This is a genomic window from Geodermatophilus maliterrae (genome assembly GCF_041018925.1).
Lineage (GTDB): Bacteria > Actinomycetota > Actinomycetes > Mycobacteriales > Geodermatophilaceae > Geodermatophilus > Geodermatophilus maliterrae.
The window spans coordinates 1-17,185 of record NZ_JBFNXQ010000105.1; the positions used below are offsets into that span (position 1 = coordinate 1).

Annotated in this window: 16 protein-coding genes; 9 read left to right on the top strand and 7 right to left on the bottom strand. The window is 75.3% G+C overall.

Annotation, left to right across the window (positions count from 1 at the left end):
• The 3 genes from ABQ292_RS22270 to trxA all read left to right on the top strand — a co-directional run.
• A partial coding sequence (locus tag ABQ292_RS22270) for an ATP-binding protein (RefSeq protein ID WP_369209899.1) occupies positions 1–2,139 on the top strand: 2,139 nt, incomplete at its 5' end.
• A 57-nt stretch (positions 2,140–2,196) separates the two neighbouring features.
• Positions 2,197–2,628, top strand: a complete 432-nt coding sequence (locus ABQ292_RS22275; RefSeq protein WP_369209900.1) for a winged helix-turn-helix transcriptional regulator — start codon at positions 2,197–2,199, stop codon at positions 2,626–2,628.
• Complete coding sequence (gene trxA / locus ABQ292_RS22280; RefSeq protein WP_369209901.1) at positions 2,625–2,960, top strand: thioredoxin; 336 nt, start codon at positions 2,625–2,627, stop codon at positions 2,958–2,960. Before ABQ292_RS22275 ends, trxA begins: the two co-directional genes overlap by 4 nt.
• A gap of 23 nt (positions 2,961–2,983) precedes the next feature.
• Here the strand turns inward: trxA and ABQ292_RS22285 are convergent, their stop codons facing one another.
• Both ABQ292_RS22285 and mca read right to left on the bottom strand, forming a co-directional pair.
• Positions 2,984–3,340: a hypothetical protein gene (locus tag ABQ292_RS22285; protein WP_369209902.1), complete on the bottom strand. Its 357-nt coding sequence runs from the start codon at positions 3,338–3,340 to the stop codon at positions 2,984–2,986.
• Positions 3,337–4,224 carry a mycothiol conjugate amidase Mca gene (gene mca / locus ABQ292_RS22290; protein ID WP_369209903.1) on the bottom strand — a complete coding sequence of 296 codons (888 nt, stop codon included), beginning with the start codon at positions 4,222–4,224 and terminating at the stop codon, positions 3,337–3,339. Before mca ends, ABQ292_RS22285 begins: the two co-directional genes overlap by 4 nt.
• 228 nt (positions 4,225–4,452) lie before the next feature.
• On the opposite strand from mca, the gene greA reads away from it, so the two are divergent.
• Entirely contained in the window at positions 4,453–4,950 is a 498-nt protein-coding gene (gene greA, locus ABQ292_RS22295) for a transcription elongation factor GreA (RefSeq protein WP_204692977.1), read from the top strand.
• Between the two features lie 5 nt (positions 4,951–4,955).
• The gene (locus tag ABQ292_RS22300) at positions 4,956–5,285 is read left to right on the top strand and encodes an RNHCP domain-containing protein (RefSeq protein ID WP_369209904.1); all 330 of its coding nucleotides are present in this window, start codon (positions 4,956–4,958) and stop codon (positions 5,283–5,285) included.
• Between the two features lie 98 nt (positions 5,286–5,383).
• Here ABQ292_RS22300 and ABQ292_RS22305 read toward each other — a convergent pair whose 3' ends face one another.
• From ABQ292_RS22305 to ilvA, 4 genes are all read right to left on the bottom strand, one after another.
• A complete protein-coding gene (locus tag ABQ292_RS22305) occupies positions 5,384–7,447 on the bottom strand; it encodes a M3 family metallopeptidase (protein WP_369209905.1) in 2,064 nt (687 codons plus the stop codon).
• A 133-nt stretch (positions 7,448–7,580) separates the two neighbouring features.
• Positions 7,581–8,384: an ABC transporter permease gene (locus tag ABQ292_RS22310; RefSeq protein ID WP_369209906.1), complete on the bottom strand. Its 804-nt coding sequence runs from the start codon at positions 8,382–8,384 to the stop codon at positions 7,581–7,583.
• On the bottom strand, positions 8,381–9,397 hold the full coding sequence (locus ABQ292_RS22315) for an ATP-binding cassette domain-containing protein (protein WP_369209907.1): 1,017 nt from the start codon (positions 9,395–9,397) through the stop codon (positions 8,381–8,383). The genes ABQ292_RS22310 and ABQ292_RS22315 overlap by 4 nt, the downstream gene beginning before the upstream one ends.
• Before the next feature lie 258 nt (positions 9,398–9,655).
• A complete protein-coding gene (gene ilvA / locus ABQ292_RS22320) occupies positions 9,656–10,894 on the bottom strand; it encodes a threonine ammonia-lyase (protein ID WP_369209908.1) in 1,239 nt (412 codons plus the stop codon).
• 69 nt (positions 10,895–10,963) lie between these two features.
• Between ilvA and ABQ292_RS22325 the strand changes: the two genes are divergently transcribed.
• From ABQ292_RS22325 to ABQ292_RS22335, 3 genes are read left to right on the top strand one after another with little or no spacing between them, the layout of a single operon-like run.
• On the top strand, positions 10,964–12,427 hold the full coding sequence (locus tag ABQ292_RS22325) for a sigma 54-interacting transcriptional regulator (RefSeq protein ID WP_369209909.1): 1,464 nt from the start codon (positions 10,964–10,966) through the stop codon (positions 12,425–12,427).
• A complete protein-coding gene (locus ABQ292_RS22330; RefSeq protein WP_369209910.1) occupies positions 12,424–14,412 on the top strand; it encodes a VWA domain-containing protein in 1,989 nt (662 codons plus the stop codon). Before ABQ292_RS22325 ends, ABQ292_RS22330 begins: the two co-directional genes overlap by 4 nt.
• A 5-nt stretch (positions 14,413–14,417) precedes the next feature.
• A complete protein-coding gene (locus ABQ292_RS22335; protein ID WP_369209911.1) occupies positions 14,418–14,891 on the top strand; it encodes a GNAT family N-acetyltransferase in 474 nt (157 codons plus the stop codon).
• A 21-nt stretch (positions 14,892–14,912) separates the two neighbouring features.
• On the opposite strand, the gene ABQ292_RS22340 is transcribed toward ABQ292_RS22335, so the two are convergent.
• Complete coding sequence (locus ABQ292_RS22340) at positions 14,913–16,319, bottom strand: DUF2252 domain-containing protein (RefSeq protein WP_369209912.1); 1,407 nt, start codon at positions 16,317–16,319, stop codon at positions 14,913–14,915.
• Between the two features lie 68 nt (positions 16,320–16,387).
• Between ABQ292_RS22340 and ABQ292_RS22345 the strand changes: the two genes are divergently transcribed.
• Positions 16,388–17,185, top strand: a 798-nt coding sequence (locus ABQ292_RS22345) for an SGNH/GDSL hydrolase family protein (RefSeq protein WP_369209913.1), incomplete at its 3' end; no start/stop codon positions are given.

Consider the following 17,185-nt stretch of genomic DNA (forward strand, 5'->3'; position numbering starts at 1 on the left):
CCGCCCGCCGCGCCGGCGCCGCCGCCGGTGCCCCTGCCGCTCACCTCGCTGGTCGGCCGGGACGCCGAGGTCGCCGCGGTGCGCCGGGCGCTGTCCCGGCACCGGCTGGTCACCCTCACCGGACCCGGCGGCACCGGGAAGACCCGGCTGGCGGTCGAGGCCGTGCGCACGGCCGAGCGCACCGTCTGGTGGACCGACCTGGCCGCCACTCCCCCGGGCGGGGTGGTCGTGGCCGTCGCCGCGGCCACGGGGACCGGCTCGACGTCGGCGGACGACGCCGTCGCGGAGCTGGTGCGCGGGATCGGCGGCCGCGACGCGCTGCTGGTGCTCGACACCTGCGAGCACCGGGCCGGCGAGGTGGCCGGGCTGGTCCGGGAGCTCACCGCCGGCTGTCCCCGCCTCGGCGTCCTCGCGACGAGCCGGCGCCCGCTGGGGGTTCCCGGCGAGCTGGTCGTGGCGGTGTCACCGCTGGCCCTCCCGGCCGACGGCGACCTGCCGGCGGTCGCGGCGTCGCCGGCGGTGCAGCTGTACGGCGAGCGGGCGGCCGCGGCCCGCCCCGGCTTCGTCCTCGACGCCGGCAACGCCGGTGCCGTCGCCGCCGTCTGCCGCCTGCTCGACGGGCTGCCGCTGGCCATCGAGCTCGCCGCCGCGCACGCCGCGGCGCTCAGCCCGGCCAAGACCGCGGCGCTGCTCGGCGACCGCATGCGGCTGCTCGGCGAGGGTGAGGGCTCCGGCCGGCACGCGGGGCTGCGCGCCGTCATGGACTGGAGCTACGGCCTGCTGTCCGCCGAGGAGGCCGTCTTCCTGGACCGCCTGTCGGTCTTCACCGGGCCCTTCCCCCTCGAGGCGGCGGTCGAGGTCGCCGGTGCCGGCCTCGCCCCGGACGGTCTCCGGCTGCTGCTCCGGCTGGTCCGGCAGTCGCTCGTGGCCGCGGCCGGCGACGACCACTTCCGGCTGCTCGAGACCGTGCGGGCCCACGCCGCGGCACGCCTGGCGCGCGACGCCGCCGAGGTGGAGTCGGCCCGGGACCGGCACGCCCGCTGGTACGCCGCCTTCGCCGAGGAGGCCGACCGCAGCATCCGCGGCGCCGACCAGGCCGGCTGGTTCGCCGACCTGCGGGCGGCCGGGCCCGACCTGCGGGCGGCCCTGCGCCACTGCCTCGACGGCACGCCGTCGCGCGCGGGGCTCGGCGCCCGGCTGGTGTGCGCGCTGTCCTGGTACTGGTCCTACGAGGGCTCCTTCGCCGAGGCCCGGGCCTGGGTCGCCGCGGCGCGGGCCGCCGGGCCGCACGGTCCGCAGCTCGACACCCGGCTGCGGCTGGCCGGGGGCATGCACGCCGAGTCGGTCGGAGACCTGCACACCGCAGAGCGGGAGTGCCGCGCGGCGGCGGCCGGCTTCGCCGCCCTCGGCGACGTCCGCGGCGAGGCCCGCAGCCTCCTGCACCTGGGCACGGCCCACTGGGCCCTGGGTCGGCCGGCGGAGGCCGCCGCGGCGCAGGACCGCTCCATCGCCCTGTACCGGTCGGTGCGCTCCGACAGCGGCGCGGGCCTGGGCCTGGTGCTGCGTGCCCGCACGGCACTCGACGCGGGCGACGCGGCGGGCGCGCGGGAGCTGCTGCTCGAGGCCCGGCCCGTGCTGGACCGCGCGGGCGACCGGCACCTGGTCGCCCTCTGCCTGGAGCAGCACGCCCGCACCTGCCTGGCCGAGGGCGAGCTGCCCGGGGCCGGCGACCTGGCCGGCGAGGCGCTCGGGCTGTTCGAGGCGACCGGCTACCCCGAGGGCGTCACCGCGGCGCTGCAGACGCTGGGCCGCGTGGCGCTCCGCCGTGGCGACCCGGGCGCGGCGTCGGAGCGGTCCCGGCGGGCCGCCGGCAACGCCCTGGACCTCGGGCACGCCGCCGCCGTCGCGGAGAGCCTCGAGCTGCTCGCGGAGGCCACTCTCGCCGCGGCGGACGCGCCGGCCGCCGCCCGGCTGCTGGGCTGCGCCGAGCGGGTGCGGGACGACCACGGCCTCCCCCGCACCCGGTCACAGGTCGCCGAGCTCGACCGGTGGCAGCCCCGGCTGCGCGCCGCGCTCGGCGGCGGCTACGCGGCGGCGGTGGCCGACGGCGGACGGACGCCGGTCGAGGACCTCCTCTGAGCCGTCCGGCCTCCACCCCGCTGGACGAGGCTGAGTCCAGAGTCCATACTCAGGACTGTGGCCGTCACGGAAGCGCTCTCCCTGTTCGGTGACCGCTGGGTGCTGCTCGTCGTCCGCGAGGCGGCGCTCGGCGTCCGGAGGTTCACCGACCTGCAGCAGACGACGGGCGCCCCGCGCACCGTCCTGGCCGACCGGCTGCGCCGGCTGGTGGCCGCGGGGGTCCTCGAGCAGCGCGAGTACGTGCTGCCGGGGGCCCGCCCGCGGCCCGAGTACGTCCTCACCCCGGCCGGCCGCGACCTGCTGCCGGTCCTGGCGGCCTTCTCCGACTGGGCGGCGCGGCACCTGGCCGACGACCGCCCGCCGGACGTGACCTACCGGCACGCCGGCTGCGGCGGCCACGTGGGCGCGCACCTGGTGTGCGACTGCGGGGCCGAGATCACCCCGGGCGACCAGCTGGTCGCCTCCGTCCTCCGAGAGGGAGCCCGATGAGCACCACCCTGCCGTCCACCACCGACGCGACGTTCGCCGCCGACGTCCTCGCCAGCGACCTGCCCGTGCTCGTCGACTTCACCGCGTCGTGGTGCGGGCCCTGCCGCATGGTGACGCCGGTCCTCGAGCAGCTGGCCGAGGCCGAGCGGGACCGCCTGCGGGTCGTGCAGCTCGACGTCGACGCCAACCCGGAGGTCACCCGGGCCTACCACGTGCTCGGCATGCCGACGATGTCCCTGTTCCGGGACGGCGAGGTCGTGACGACGATCGTCGGCGCCCGGCCGCGGGCGGCGATCGACCGGGCGCTCGAGCCGCACCTCGCGGCGCTCTGACCCGCTGGGCGGGCCCGCCGGCGTCAGCGCGCGGGCGGGTCCGTCCGGCCGTCGCCGCCGGGCCGGCCCTCGGGGCGGGGTCCCTCGATGGCCCGCGGCGCCCGGCGCAGCGAGTCGAGCACGTCCTGGCCGGGCTGCCGCGGCGGGTCGACGAGCTCGGCCGGGGTGTCGGGGACGACCACCGACGGCCCGTCGTCCTCGTCGAAGCTGCGCGGCAGCTTCTTGAGGTGCCCGCTCATCGACTTGACCAGCAGCACCGACGCGACCAGCAGCACGAGGATGAGGAACAGGCCCAGCGGGCCGGACTTGCCGACGTCCTCGGGCAGCTGCTGCTCGGCGGCGAGCACGGCCTGCAGACCGGCGGATCCCAGCAGCGTCACGGGACCGGCACCTCGCTCCGGATGCCGGCGAACAGGTCGTCCTCGGGCAGGGTCGAGTCGACCAGCGAGCGGGCCAGCTCGTAGTCCTCGGTGGGCCACACCCGCTGCTGCAGGTCCATCGGGCAGGCGAACCAGCGGCCCTGCGGGTCGATCTGGGTGGCGTGCGCGATGAGCGCGGCGTCGCGGACGGGGAAGTACTCGGCGCAGGGCACCCGCGTGGTGACCCGGTGGGACATGTCGCGCTCGGGGTCCCAGCCGGCCAGCCACTCGGCGTAGGGCGACTCGGCGCCGGTCTCGAGCATGGCCTCGTGCAGCGCCCGCGTCCGGGTCAGCGTGAAGCCCATCTGGTAGTAGAGCTTGCTCGGCTGCCAGGGCTCCCCGAGGTCGGGGTAGCGCTCGGGGTCACCGGCCGCCTCGAAGGCGAGCACCGAGACGTCGTGGGTCTTGACGTGGTCGGGGTGCGGGTAGCCGCCGCGCTCGTCGTAGGTGAGCACCACGTGCGGGCGGAACCGGCGGATGAGCCCGACCAGGGGCGCGGCGGCCTCCTCGGTGGGCACCAGCGCGAAGCAGCCCTCGGGCAGCGGCGGCAGCGGGTCGCCCTCGGGCAGGCCCGAGTCGACGAACCCGAGGAACTCCTGCTGGACGCCGAGGATCTCGCGGGCGCGCGCCATCTCCTCGGCGCGCAGCTGCGGGAGGCGCTCCCACACCTCGGGGCGGTCGAGCGCCGGGTTGAGCACCGAGCCGCGCTCGCCGCCGGTGCACGTCGCCACCATCACCTGGACGCCCTCGGCGACGTACTTCGCCATCGTCGCCGCGCCCTTGCTCGACTCGTCGTCGGGGTGGGCGTGCACGGCGAGCAGGCGCAACGGGTCCGCGTCGGTCACCCGACCAGTGTCCCCCGGTGTGTCACCGGGACGCCGCGGACCCCGCCCCTCGGACGGGTGGATGTGCTCCTCGTCACTGTGCGATCGGATACGTTCCGTCTTCCTGCGGGGCCCCGGCACCACCGGAACAGGTCCGTGCAGGGGCCCCTCGGCCGGTGTTAGCTTGGCCGGATCGACGTCGTCGCCTCCCGGCCGGGAGGTGGCCCCCGAGCTGCAGGAGTACCCCGCGTGACCACCGGCACTGAAGAGCAGGGCATCTGGCTGACCCAGGAGGCCCACGACCGGCTGAAGGCCGAGCTCGACCAGTTGGTGGCCGGACGGCCGGCCATGGCCGCCGAGATCAACGCCCGCCGCGAGGAGGGCGACCTCAAGGAGAACGGCGGCTACCACGCCGCCAAGGAGGAGCAGGGCAAGCAGGAGGGCCGCATCCGGCAGCTCACCGACCTGCTCCGCAAGGCGCGCGTGGGCGAGCCGCCGACGACGGCGACCACCGCCGAGCTCGGCACGGTCATCACGATCAGGTTCCAGGGCGACGACGAGACCGAGAAGTTCCTCCTCGGCTCGCGCGAGATCGCCGGGACGACGGACCTGACCGTCTACTCCCCGGAGTCGGCGCTCGGCGCGGCGATCCTCGGCTCGGCGCCGGGCACCACGGTCACCTACCAGGCCCCGAACGGCCGCGACATCACCGTCGACGTCGTCGCCGTCGAGCCCTTCGTCCCCTGACGCCCATGGGCCGCGGGGTGCGGTCCCGGCGCGCGGAGAACACCGGGTTCGAGTGCGGGTGGTGCCACTCCCCCGTCCCGGCGAACACCGACGGGCACTACCGCAACCACTGCCCGTTCTGCCTGTGGTCGCTGCACGTCGACGACCTGCCCGGTGACCGCGCCAGCGAGTGCCGGGGGCTGATGGAGCCGATCGGGCTGGTCGAGAAGTCGGGCAAGGGCTGGCAGGTGGTCCACCGCTGCACCGCGTGCGGCCACCGCCAGCCCAACCGGCTCGTCCGCGACGGCGACGCCCCCGACGACCTGGACCTCGTCCTCTCGCTCCCCTGGCTGTAGACGCCCGCTCCCGCCCACGGGTTGCCGGTGTTCCTCGTGCTGTGCGGGCGCTGGAGCACCGGCAGTGCGCGAGGAACACCGGCAGTGCCGGCCGCGGCTCACGCGGGGGCGAGGCCGCGGCGACGGAGCAGCGGGGTCGGGTCGGCGTCCCGGCCGCGGACGGCGCGGAAGGCCTCCAGCGGGTCGACCGAGCCACCCCGGGCGAGCAGCCGGTCGCGGAAGACGTCGCCGTTCTCCCGCCGCAGGCCGCCGTTCTCCTTGAACCACTCCACGGTGTCGGCGTCGAGGACCTCCGACCAGATGTAGGAGTAGTAGCCGGCCGCGTAGCCGCCGGCGAACACGTGCTGGAAGTACGTCGTCCGGTAGCGCGGCGGCACCAGGTCGGAGGCGACGCCGGCGTCGGCCAACGCCCGGCGCTCGAACTCCGCCGGGTCGCCGACCTCGGTCTCCGGCGTGATCCGGTGCCAGGCCTGGTCCAGCAGCGTGGCCGCCAGGTACTCCAGCGTGGCGAAGCCCTCGCCCCACAGCGACGCCGCGTCGATCGCCTCGACGACGGCGGCCGGCAGCGGCTCGCCGGTCTCCACGTGCCGCGCGTAGTGGCCCAGGACCTCCGGCCACAGTGCCCACATCTCGTTGACCTGGCTCGGGAACTCGACGAAGTCCCGCGGCACCGCGGTGCCGGCGAAGCGCGGGTAGGTGACCGCCGAGCTCAGCCCGTGCAGCGCGTGACCGAACTCGTGGAACAGCGTGTTGACCTCGTCGAGGGTGAGCAGCGACGGCCGGCCCTCGGGCGCACGCGCCACGTTGAGGTTGTTGACGACGACCGGCCGGGTGCCCAGCAGCCGCGACTGCGTGACGAACGAGCTCATCCACGCCCCGCCGCGCTTGCCCTCCCGGGCGAAGAAGTCGCCGAGGTAGAGGCCCACCTGCTCGCCGTCGGGCCCGGTGACCTCCCAGACCCGCACGTCGGGGTGGTAGCCGGACAGCTCGGGACGGGGGGTGAAGCGGTAGCCGTAGAGGAGCTCCGCGGCCCGGAAGACGCCGTCGACCAGGACGCGGTCGAGCTCGAACCACGACCGCAGCGCCGTGGTGTCCACCGAGTACCGCTCGGCGCGCACCCGCTCGCTGTAGAAGGCCCAGTCCCAGGGCGCCAGCTCGGCGACGCCGTCACCGGCGGCGACCTCGGCCAGCACCTCGGCCTCGGCCCGCGCGTTGGCCGTCGACGGGCCGACCATCGAGGTCAGCATCGCGTCGACGGCGGCGGTGCTGCCGGCGGTCTGGTCGGCCAGCACCAGGTCGGCGTGGGTGGCGAAGCCGAGCAGCCGCGCGCGCTCGGCCCGCACCCGGGCGATCCGCGCGGCCACCGGCCCGTTGTCGTGCTCCCCCGACGACGCGCGGCCCACCGACGCCTCGAACACCCGGCGGCGCAGCTCCCGGTCCCGCAGCTTGGTCAGCACCGGCTGGCCGGTGGGCAGCAGCAGCGGCAGGACGTACCCGTCGAGGCCACGGTCCGCGGCCGCGCGCGCCGCCGCGGCCACCTCCTCCTCACCCAGCCCGTCGAGGTCGGCGGCGTCGGCGACCCGGACGGCGGCGGCCTCGGTGGCCAGCTGCAGGTTCTGCCCGAACTGCGTGGACAGCTCCGAGAGCTCCCGGTTGAGCTCGGACAGCCGGGCGCGGCCGGCGTCGTCGAGACGGGCACCGGCCAGCACCCGGTCGAGGTGGTGGCGCTCGACCAGCCGGACCGCCTCGGCGTCCAGCCCCGCCTCGTGCCGGGTCGCGTGCACCGCGTCGACCCGGGCGAACAGCGCCGGGTCCAGCCGCAGCGCGTCGGCGTGCGCGGCCTCCAGCGGCGCCAGCTCGCGCTCGATCTCGCGCAGGCGCGGGCTCGACAGCGACGACGCGAGGTTGCCGAACACCGCCTCGGCGCGCCGCAGCAGCCGGCCCGAGCGCTCGAGCGCCTCGATGGTGTTGACGAAGGTCGGCGGCTCGGTGGAACCGGTGATCGCGTCCAGCTCCGCGCGCTGCTCGGCCATCCCGGCCAGGATCGCCTCGCGGCAGTGCTCGAGGGAGACGTCGGCGAACGGCGGCAGCTCGAAGGGCAGGGGCGACGGCTCGAGCAGCGGGTTGGCGGTGGACACGGCGGGGGTGGGCTCAGCGCTCATCGCCGTCCATCCTGCGCTCCCTCCACCGCCCGGCGACGCCGGTGGGTCGGAGCCGGGCCGGGAACGCGGGTGGCCCGGGACCCACTGGTCCCGGGCCACCCTCGGCCCCACCCGTCCCGGTGAGGACGCCGTCCTAGCGGCTGGCGGTCCGCCGGTAGATCCGGACCGACAGCGGCACGAAGACCACCAGCAGCAGCGCCGACCAGATCAGCGTGTACAGCACCGGGTGCTGCAGCGGCCACGCGTCGGGAGCACCCAGCCCCGGCGCGGTGTTGCCGAACAGCTCCCGGGCGGCCTGCACGACCGCCGACACCGGGTTCCAGTCGGCGATCACCTTCAGCACCGTCGGGAAGTTGTCGGTCGGCACGAACGTGTTGGCGACGAAGGTCAACGGGAAGATCACGATGAAGCTGGCCTGCTGCACCACCTCCGGGGTCCGCACGAGCAGCCCCACGGTCGCCATCAGCCAGCTCATGGCGTAGGCGAAGAACAGCAGCAGGGCGAAGCCGGCCAGCGCCTCGAGCAGAGAGGACCGGATCCGCCAACCCACGATCAGCCCGGTGACACCCATGACCACGATCGACAGCGCGTTGAGCGCCAGGTCGGCGACCGTCCGGCCGACCAGGACGGCCGAGGACGCCATCGGCAGTGACCGGAACCGGTCGATCAGGCCCTTCTGCAGGTCCTCGGCCAGGCTGGCCCCGGTGATCGTGCTCCCGAAGACGATGGTCTGGGCGAAGATCCCCGGCAGCAGGAACTCGGCGTAGCTGATGCCCTGGATGGGGATGGCGCTGCCGAAGACGTAGCGGAACAGCAGCACGAACATGATCGGCGACAGCGTCGCGAAGACGATGAGCTCCGGCACCCGCCTGACCTTGACCAGGTTGCGGCGGGTGATCGTGAGGCCGTCCTCGACGGCGACGGACAGCGCGCTCATCGGACGCTCCCTGCGGTCTCGGCCGGCGTGCGCCCGGCGGGCGCCTGCGCCGGTCCTGCGGTGTCGGCGCCGTCCTCGGCCGCGTGGCCGGTGAGCGTGAGGAACACGTCGTCGAGGTCGGGCCGGCGCAGCCCGACGTCGAGCACCTCCACGTCGGCGGCCGCCAGCAGCCGCAGCGCCTCGGCCAGCGCCTCGGTGCCGCCCCGCACCGGCAGGCTCAGCCGGCGGTTCTGCTCGTCGAGGTGCGGCTCCCCGGCACCGAGCGGCGCCAGCTGCCGGGCGGTCTCCACCAGGTCGTCGGTGCGGCCGACGGTGAGCTCCAGCCGCTGCCCACCGACCTGTGCCTTGAGCTCGTCGGCGGTGCCGCGGGCGATGACCCGGCCGTGGTCGATGACCACCATCCGGTCGGCCAGCCGGTCGGCCTCCTCCAGGTACTGGGTGGTGAGCAGGATCGTCGTCCCCCCGTCGGCCAGGTCGGCGATGAACTCCCACATGCCCAGCCGGCTGCGCGGGTCGAGCCCGGTGGTGGGCTCGTCGAGGAAGAGCACCCGTGGCCGGGCGATCAGCGACGCGGCGATGTCGAGGCGTCGGCGCATGCCGCCGGAGTAGGTCTTCGCCGGGCGGCCGGCAGCGTCGGTGAGGTCGAAGCGCTCGAGCAGCTCGCCGGCCCGTGCCCGCGACTCGCGCTTGCCCAGCCGGTACAACCGGCCGACCATCTCCAGGTTCTCGAAGCCGGTGAGGTACTCGTCGACCGCGGCGTACTGCCCGGTCAGCCCGATGACCGAGCGCACCCGGTCGGGCTCCCGGACGACGTCGACGCCGGCCACCTCGGCGCGGCCACCGTCGGGCAGCAGCAGCGTGGTCAGGATGCGGACGACGGTCGTCTTGCCCGCACCGTTGGGCCCGAGCAGGCCGAGCACGCTGCCCTCCGGGACGGTCAGGTCGACACCGGCCAGCGCGGTGTTGGCGCCGAAGCGCTTCTGCAGTCCCTCGACGAGGATCGCGTCGCTCATGACAGGGACGGTAGGCGTGAGCACCGACACTCCCCGACCGCTCGCTCAGGCACTCCGCCGACCGGGCACCGACCGTTCACTCCCACGACACCTCCAGGGCCCCGGGCCGGAGGTCCGGCCCGCAGACCAGACCCGGCGGGCGCCGGGAACTCATCGGAGGGCGCCCCTCCGCCGCGAGCTCGCGAGCGGTGGGGGCAGGAGCGGCCCCGTCCGGAGGCTCACCCCGAGCCTGCGAGGGGTGAGACGGACGGGGTCCTCTCAGCCCGCGGTGACCTCGTAGCCGGCCCGGCCGAGCGCGGCGAGGACCTCGTCGGCGTGCGTGGGCCCGCGCGTCTCCAGGACGACGAAGACCTCCACCTCGCCCAGCCCCAGCCGGGTCGCCGTCCGCTCGTGCTCGACCTCCAGCACGTTGGCGCCCACGTCGGCCAGCGCCGTGAGCACCGCCGCCAGCGACCCGGGGCGGTCGGGCACGCGCAGCCGCAGCCGCAGGTACCGCCCGGCCGCCGCCATGCCGTGCTGCACCACCTTGAGCATCAGCACCGGGTCGATGTTGCCGCCGGAGACCACCGCCACCACCGGCGGCGGGAACGCGGCCGGGTCGGCCAGCACCGCGGCGACCGCGGCGACCCCCGCCGGCTCGACGACCAGCTTGGCCCGCTCCAGGCAGAACAGCAGGGCCTGGGAGAGGTCCTCCTCCGTCACCGTGCGCACCTCGTCGACCAGCTCCCGCACGTGCGCGAGCGTCAGCTCCGCGGGCGCCCCGACCGCGATGCCGTCGGCCATCGTCGTCATCCCGGTCAGCGGCACCGGCCGGCCCGCGGCCAGGGACCCGGGGAACGCGGCGGCCGCCGCGGCCTGCACCGCCACCACCCGGACGTCGGGCCGCCGGTCCTTCACCGCCGCCGCGATGCCCGACACCAGCCCGCCTCCGCCGGTGCAGACGACGACCGTGGCGACGTCCGGGCACTGCTCCAGGACCTCGAGCCCGACCGTGCCCTGCCCGGCGATGACGTCGCGGTGGTCGAACGGGTGGATGAAGACCGCGCCGGTCTCCCGCGCGTGCGCGGTGGCGGTGGCCAGCGCCTCGGTGAGCGTGTGCCCGGTCAGCCGGGCCTCGGCGCCGTAGCCGCGGGTGGCGGCGACCTTGGGCAGCGGCGCGCTCTCGGGCATGAACACCGTCGCCCGGACGCCGAGCATGCGCGCGGCCAGCGCCACCCCCTGCGCGTGGTTGCCCGCGCTGGCCGCGACCACGCCGCGCGCCCGTTCGTCGGGCGTCAGCCGGGACAGCCGGGTGTAGGCGCCGCGGAACTTGAACGAGCCGGTGTGCTGGAGGTTCTCGCACTTGAGCCAGACCGGTCCGCCGACCCGCTCGGCGAGGGCGCGGGAGTGCTCCAGCGGTGTGCGCCGCACGACGCCGTCCAGCAGCGCGGCCGCGGCGGCGACGTCCGCCCCGCTGACCAGCGGGGTCGTGCCCGCCACCTGCTCCACCCCGGTCATGCCCGGATCCTCGCAGGCGCGGACGGCGGACGGTGCCCCGATCGCCGGCACCGTCGTACCGTGTCGGGGGTGACGGACGTCGCCCCAGCGCAGACCCCACCCGCACCCACGACCCTCGGCGAGCTCCGTGCCGGCGGAGCAGCCTTCCGGCCGGTCAAGGCCGAGATCCGCGCCAACCTGCTCGCCCGACTCGGTGCCGGCGAGCCCACCCTGCCCGGCATCGTCGGCTTCGAGGACACCGTCGTCCCCGAGGTCGAGCGAGCGCTCATCGCCGGCCACGACCTCGTCCTGCTGGGCGAGCGCGGCCAGGGCAAGACCCGCCTCATCCGCACCCTCGTCGGACTGCTCGACGAGTGGACCCCCGTGCTGGCCGGCAGCGAGCTCAACGAGCACCCGCTGGCCCCGATCAGCGTGTGGGCGCACCGCCAGATCGCCGAGCACGGCGACGCCACCCCGGTCGGCTGGCTGCACCGCAGCGAGCGCTTCGGGGAGAAGCTGGCCACCCCGGACACCAGCGTCGGCGACCTGATCGGCGACGTCGACCCGATCAAGGTGGCCGAGGGCCGCACGCTGGGCGACCCCGAGACCGTGCACTACGGCCTGGTCCCCCGCACCAACCGCGGCATCTTCAGCGTCAACGAGCTGCCCGACCTCGCCGAGCGCATCCAGGTCGCGCTGCTCAACGTGCTCGAGGAGCGCGACATCCAGATCCGCGGCTACCGGGTGCGGCTGCCCCTGGACCTGCTGCTGGTGGCCAGCGCCAACCCCGAGGACTACACCAACCGCGGGCGGATCATCACCCCGCTCAAGGACCGCTTCGGCGCCGAGGTGCGCACCCACTACCCGCTCGAGCTCGCCGACGAGGTCCGCCTGCTGCGGCAGGAGGCGCACACCTCGTGGCTCAGCGGCCCGAGCCGGCACGACGCCTTCGACGCGCCGATCGTCCCCGAGCACCTGCTCGAGATCGTCGCCCGCTTCACCCGGCTGGTCCGCGAGTCCAGCCACGTCGACCAGCGCTCCGGCGTCAGCGCCCGCTTCGCCATCGCCGGGCTGGAGACCGTCGCCGCCTCCGCCGTCCGCCGGGCCGCCGTCGCCGGGGAGACCCGGCCGGTGGCGCGCGTGGTCGACCTGCCGGGCATCGTCCCGGCCAGCCGCGGCAAGGTCGAGTTCGCCGACTCCGGCAGCGACCCCGACGACGACCGGGAGATGGAGGTGCTGGAGCACCTGCTGCGGCAGGCCACCGCGCAGACCTTCCGGGCCCGCTGCGGCGGCCTGGACCTGACCGGTCTGCAGGAGCACTTCACCGGCGGGGAGACCGTCGAGTCCGGCGAGCTGGTGCCCGGCGCGGCGCTGCTCGGCCAGCTCGGCACCATCCCGAGGCTGGCCGAGCTGCTCGGCCGCATCGGGGTCCCGGAGGGCGAGGAGTCGGCCGAGCAGGCCGCCGCCGCGGTCGAGTTCGCGCTCGAGGGCCTCTACCTCACCCGCCGGCTGGCCAAGGACACCGACGGCTCACGGACGGTCTACGGGGCATGAGCAGGTCCCGCCCCGGCAGGGGCTACCGGTACGGCCGCTGGCGGGGCGGGCCGGACCCGCTCGCCCCGCCCTACGACCTGGGCAGCGCCGTCGACGAGATCGGCGACTCGGTCCTCGGCGGCAGCGGCGTGCGCGAGGCGCTGCGGGAGCTGCTGCGGCGCGGCATGGACGGCCGGCGCGGCCTCGACGAGCTGCGCCGCTCCGTCCGGGACCGGCTGCGGCAGGCCCGCCAGGCGGGGCGGATGGACGGCACGCTGCAAGAGGTCCGTGAGCTGCTCGACCGGGCGCTGGAGGCCGAGCGGCGCGAGCTGTTCCCCGACCCGGACGACGCCGCACGCCTGGCCGAGGCCGAGCTCGACGCGCTGCCGCAGGACACCGCGGGCGCGGTCCGCGCGCTCAAGGACTACCCGTTCCACTCCGCGGACGCGCAGCAGGCCTACGACCAGATCCAGGACCTGCTGCGCCGGGAGGTGCTCGACAGCTCCTTCGCCAACATGAAGCAGGCGCTGCAGAACGCCACCGAGGGCGACATGCAGGCGGTCAAGGACATGGTCGCCGACCTCTCGCAGCTGCTCGACGCGCACAACCGCGGCGAGGACACCGACGAGCAGTTCCGCGAGTTCATGGACAAGCACGGGCAGTTCTTCCCCGACGACCCGCAGTCGGTGGACGAGCTGGTCGACTCCCTCGCCCGCCGGGCGGCCGCGCAGGAGCGGATGATGGCCGGCCTGTCCCCCGACCAGCGGGCCGAGCTGGCCGACCTCATGGCCCAGACGATGTCCGACATGGGGCTGGCCAGCGAGATGGCGCACCTGCAGGACGCGCTGCGGCAGGCCCGCCCCGACCTGCCGTGGGGCCAGCGCGGGCAGGTGCCCGACGGCGAGCAGGCGCTCGGCATGGGTGACGCGACCAGCGCGGTCGCCGAGCTCGCCGACCTCGAGGCGCTGTCCAACCAGCTCTCCCAGGGCTACGCCGGCGCCTCGCTGGCCGACGTCGACCAGGAGCTCCTGGAGCAGGCGCTGGGCCGGGAGGCGGTCGACGACCTCGCCGCACTGCGCCAGATGGAGCGCGAGCTGGAGCGGCAGGGCTACCTCAACCGCTCCGACGGCAAGCTCGAGCTCTCGCCCAAGGCGGTCCGCCGGCTCGGCGCGACCGCGCTGCGGCGGGTGTTCGCCGAGCTCGACGCCACCGGCCGGGGCGAGCACGACGTCGCCGACGCCGGGTCGGCCGGGGAGCTGACCGGCAGCTCCCGGGAGTGGCACTTCGGCGACGAGCAGCCGCTCGACGTCGTCCGCACGGTCCGCAACGCGGTGCTGCGCACCGCCGGCGAGCCGCGCGCGGACGGCACGCGGAAGGTGCGCATCGCCGTCGAGGACTTCGAGGTGGTCGAGACCGAGCGGCGCACCGGGGCCGCCGTCGCGCTGCTGGTCGACCTGTCCTACTCGATGGCGCTGCGCGGCACGTGGGGCGCGGCCAAGTCGACGGCGATGGCGCTGCACTCCCTGGTGACCACCCGGTTCCCGCAGGACGCCATCCAGATCATCGGCTTCTCCTCCACCGCGCAGGTGCTGCGCCCGGAGACGCTGGCCGAGCTGTCGGTGGACACGCTGCAGGGCACCAACCTGCAGCACGGGCTGATCCTGGCCCGGCGCTTCCTGGCCCACCACCGCGACTCCGAGCCGGTGGTCCTGGTGGTCACCGACGGCGAGCCGACGGCGCACCTGGAGGAGGACGGCACCCCGTACTTCTGCTGGCCGCCGATGCCGGAGACGATCGCCAAGACCGTCGCCGAGGTCGAGCGGGTGGCCCGGTCGGGCGCGACGCTCAACGTCTTCGCGCTCGACCCGGAACCGGGGCTGGTGCAGTTCGTCCACGACATCACCGCGCGCGCCGGGGGCCGGGTGTTCACCCCCGACAGCGAGCGGCTGGGCGAGTACGTCGTCGCCGACTACCTGCGCACCCGCCGGGGGCGTCGGGCACGCTGAAGCGCGTGAGCGGACCCACCCCGACGGTCGAGGAGGTCGGCCTCGACGTCGTCCTGCCGCTGCGCAGCGCGGTGCTGCGCGACGGCGGGCCGGCCGCGATGCCGGGCGACGACGACCCGGCCACCGTCCACCTCGCCGCGCGGACCCCGGACGGCGCCGTCGTCGGCGTCGTCCGGCTGTCCCCCGCGCCCTGCCCGTGGCGTCCGGACGCGCGGGCCCCGTGGCAGCTGCGCGGGATGGCCACCGACGCGACCGTGCGCGGCTCCGGCGCCGGCCGGGCGCTGGTCGAGGCGAGCCGCGCGCTGGTGGCCGCCCGCGGCGGGGACCTGCTGTGGTGCAACGCCCGGGAGTCCGCGGCCGGCTTCTACGAGCGGATGGGCTTCGCGGTGGTGACCGACCGCTTCGACGTCCACCCGATCGGCCCCCACGTCGGCATGCTGGAGGACCTCGTCCCCCTCACCCCTCGCGAGCTCGGCTGAAGGACCCCCTGCCCCCGCCGCTCACAGGCTCGCGGCGGGACCCTCCGGGGGGCCGCTGGACGAGGCCTGGGACGCCGGGCGCCGCCCGCTCGAGCTGATCCCCGGGATGACGTCGGCGCGGAAGGCGTCGACGAAGAGCCGGTGGTCCTCCTGCGCCTGCCGCGCGTAGGAGTGCGCGAACGCGACCAGGTCCGCGACGAGCTCCTCCCGGCGGTCGCCGACCATCGCGACGATCGCCTCCTCGGTCTGGAAGTCGACGAGGGTGTGGTCGCTGTCGGCGTCCCCGACGCAGTGCATCTTCGCCGTCGCCCGGCCGAGCTGGGCCAGCACCGGGGCCATCTCGTCGGGCTCGGTGAGGTCCTCCCAGTCGAGGTCGACCTCGTAGGGCGAGAGCTCCTGGACGACGAAGCCGACGCCGTCGATCTCGGTGTGGCCGAGGAACTGCGAGGCGTTGGCCTGCAGCGCCCGCTGGCTGACCGCCGTCCGGTGCCCGTGGTGCTCGAAGTACCCGCTGATCCGCGGGTCGCGGACCACCCGGCTGGGCGCGGCGACGTTGCCCTGCTTCAGCGACAGGACGACGTCGTTCTCCAGCGCCTGGTCGTAGCCCTCGAGCAGCACGTTGTAGGCGGGCAGCCCGGCGCTGCCGATGCCGAAGCCGCCGGTGCCGACGACGTCCTTCACGTCGTAGGCGACGTCGCGGCGGCGCACCGGCGGCACGACCGTCCCCCGCCACTGCTCGAGCGCGGCCAGCACGCGGCCGCGCTCGTCGTCGTCGAGCCGGCGGGTGCGGCCGCCGTCGGTGAACCGCCGCGCGTAGCCCTCGACGACGGTCGTGCGGTCCAGCAGGGAGCCGCGGGTGCGGGTCGTCGTCTCGAGGATCGCCTCCCGGACGGCCCCCTCGGTGTTGGCGAGGGTGAGCGCGAACGAGCGGTCCTCGTCGGAGCGGGTGAAGGCCTCGACCTGGTCGAGGTAGGAGTGCAGGTAGGTGCCCAGCAGGTCGCCGATGACGTCGTCGCCGAGCGCCTTGCGCCAGGCCAGCAGGGCGAAGCTGGCGACGAATCGGCGCAGGTCCCAGCTGACGTGGCCGACGTAGGCCTCGTCGAAGTCGTTGACGTCGAACACGATCCGCCCGGCGCCGTCCATGTAGGTGCCGAAGTTCTCCGCGTGCAGGTCGCCCTGGATCCACACCCGGCTGGTCCGCTCGTCGCACCAGCGGTCCTCCAGCACGTCCATGTCGGCGTAGAAGAGGCAGGCGCTGCCGCGGTAGAAGGCGAAGGGGTCGGCGGCCATCTTGCGGAACTTGGTGCGGAACGCGTCGGCGTCGGCGGCCATCAGCTCGGAGAAGGCGTCCACGAGCACGTCGACGATCACCGTCGAGCGGTCACCTGGGGTTCCCTGGGAGGACACCCGTCGGGGGGATTCGGACACGGGGGGCACCGTAGAGGCTCGATAGCCTGCGGGACAGGCGTTGCAGGGCGCGAGGATCGGGGTGGGCGGTGACACGAGCAGGCTCGGCACGACGGATGGCGGCCAGCGCCGCCTACGGGGGCGGCGGGGTCGGCCTGGTCGGCGCCGGCCTGCTCGGGTTGCTGCGGCTGCAGGCCCGGTCGGCCCGCCGGAGGGTCGAGTCGCGCACCTCCATGCAGGACCCGCCCTCGGGTGACGGCGTCTACGGCAAGCGGCGCGGCAAGCCCCTGGTGTTCACCGTCCTCGGCGACTCCAGCGCCGTGGGCCTCGGCGTCGACCGTGCCGCCGAGACGCCCGGCGCGCTGCTGGCCGCGGCGCTGGCCGAGCTGGCCGAGCGGCCCGTGCGGCTGCGCCGGCTCGCCGTCTCCGGTGCCGAGTCCTGCGAGCTCGACCCGCAGGTCGACCGTGCCCTGGCCGAGCACCCGGACGTCGTCCTGATCATGATCGGCGCCAACGACGTCACCACCCGCACCCGCCCGGCGGTCTCGGTGCGCCACCTGGCCGACGCCGTGCGGCGGCTGCGGGAGGCCGGCGCGCAGGTCGTCGTCGGCACCTGTCCCGACCTGGGCACGGTCCGCCCGATCGGCCAGCCGCTGCGGCTGCTCGCCCGGCGGTGGAGCCGGCAGCTCGCCGCGGCGCAGACGATCGCGGTGGTCGAGGCCGGTGGCCGCACGGTCTCGCTGGGCTCGGTGCTGGGCCCGAGCTTCGCCCAGGACCGCACGCTGTTCAGCGTCGACGAGTTCCACCCCAGCGCCGCCGGCTACGCCTCGGCGGCCGCGGTCATCCTGCCCGCGCTCGCCGATGCCGTGGGCGTCTGGCCGGCGCAC